The sequence below is a fragment of the Caulobacter endophyticus genome (genome assembly GCF_029543245.1).
GTDB lineage: Bacteria > Pseudomonadota > Alphaproteobacteria > Caulobacterales > Caulobacteraceae > Caulobacter > Caulobacter endophyticus_A.
This window is the reverse complement of the sequence record NZ_JARQWV010000051.1, coordinates 1-1,653: the sequence shown is the minus strand read 5'-3', so window position 1 is coordinate 1,653 and position 1,653 is coordinate 1. Positions and strand designations below refer to the sequence as shown.

Sequence of the window (1,653 nt, the reverse complement as noted above, 5' to 3'; positions counted from 1 at the left end):
CAATATGCGCCTGGATCTGACCGACCCCTCGCTGCTTCAGGCGATCGGCGGCGGCTCGTTCATCGTCGATATCGAGCAGGTCAACCTGACGACTGGATCGGGCTTCGACACTCTGATTGGGGGGGCGCTGGCCGATACTCTGAGCGGGGCTGGCGGCGACGACATCTTGGCCGGCGCAGGTGGAAACGATCGCCTTAACGGCGGAGACGGCTACGATATCGCCATGTTCGCCGGCGCTTACGAGCATTACGCGATCACAGACCTCGGGGGTGGGCAGTTCCGTGTCACCGGTCCCGGCCAGGGCGACGACATCCTGACGGGCATAGAAACCCTCAGGTTCGCCGACGGGGATTGGGCTCTCGGCGGCGACAGCGCATCGGCAGTCTATTGGGGAACAACCGACGGCACGATCACTATGACCGGGGCTTGGACGCTTCCTGATGGACGCGGCGCCACACCAGGCACAGGCTTTACCATCACCGGCCTGACACGCGCTGCGGATGGCACCTGGTGGGCGGCGAATGAAGGTCAGGCCGAAGAGAACGATACGACCTACACGCCTTCGCTGGTGCATCTATCGGCCGATCTCCAGACGAAGCTTGGCGAGATCAATCTGGGCTCGCCGATAAGGGCCGTTCAGGGCCTTTCCTACCGCCCTCAAGCGGACCAGCTGCTCGTCGCCTCGCTCAGCGAGAGCAAGGTGCGCGTCTACAGCGCCAGCACCGGCGCGCTGATTAAGATCATTACTCCAACCACCGGCACGGCGCCGAACGGATTGGCTTATGACAGCACTCTGGACGCCGTCATTATCAGTCGCTCCCCGGGATCGACGGACAACACCACGGTCGAGTGGCGCTCTATCGAAACCGGCGCGCTTCTCAAGTCGCTCGATATCGGCGTTAATCCTGACCATTTGTTCTTCGACGCAACTGAGGGCGCGTCCGGGGTCCTTTACATCACCTACGGTGAAAACGGTCAGGCTGGGCTGATCGACAAGCGCGATATCGCCTCGGGAAATTTGCTTGGCCGCTACACGGTGGCCGAGGCCGACGCCATTGAAGGCATCCAAGTGATCGATGGGCAGATCTACTTGGCGAACGACGCATATTTCCACCATGGATCGCCGCCGCTCAACCGCATACTAGAGTTTTCCACTACCCCGATCGCGACGGCGATAGACCGCGCGACCACCACAGACAGCTTCGCTATTGACCTTGCTCTTGGCGACCAGACCCTCGCTGACGGCGCCCGTATCGTTGGAGTGGAACGCCTTTTCTTCAAGGCGGGGTCGGGCGACGACACTTTGACGGGCGGTGGGTATGACGACGTCTTGGTTGGTGGTGGCGGCCAAGATAGTCTGAGCGGCGGCGCAGGCGCCGACCGCTTGGTGGGCGCAGACGGCGACGACGTCTTGACGGGCGATGGCGGCGACGATCGCCTTGAGGGCGGGCAGGGCGTCGATACCGCGCGTTACGCGCAAGCTCGGGCGCTCTACACGGCCGACGCCCTTAGCAGCCAATCGGTCCGCCTGTACGCCGGGCCCACAGGTGAAGGCGTCGACCTGGTGAGCGGGGTAGAGCTCTTTGCGTTTTCGGACGGCGTGTTCACCTTGGCCGAACTGCTCGCGCCGAGCGTCACCGATGTCGCCCTGAG

General features: G+C 63.0%; 1 pseudogene. It reads left to right on the top strand.

The features are described from left to right. Window positions 1-1,653 (top strand): annotated as a pseudogene (locus tag P7A99_RS25125) (hypothetical protein); the annotation flags it as partial.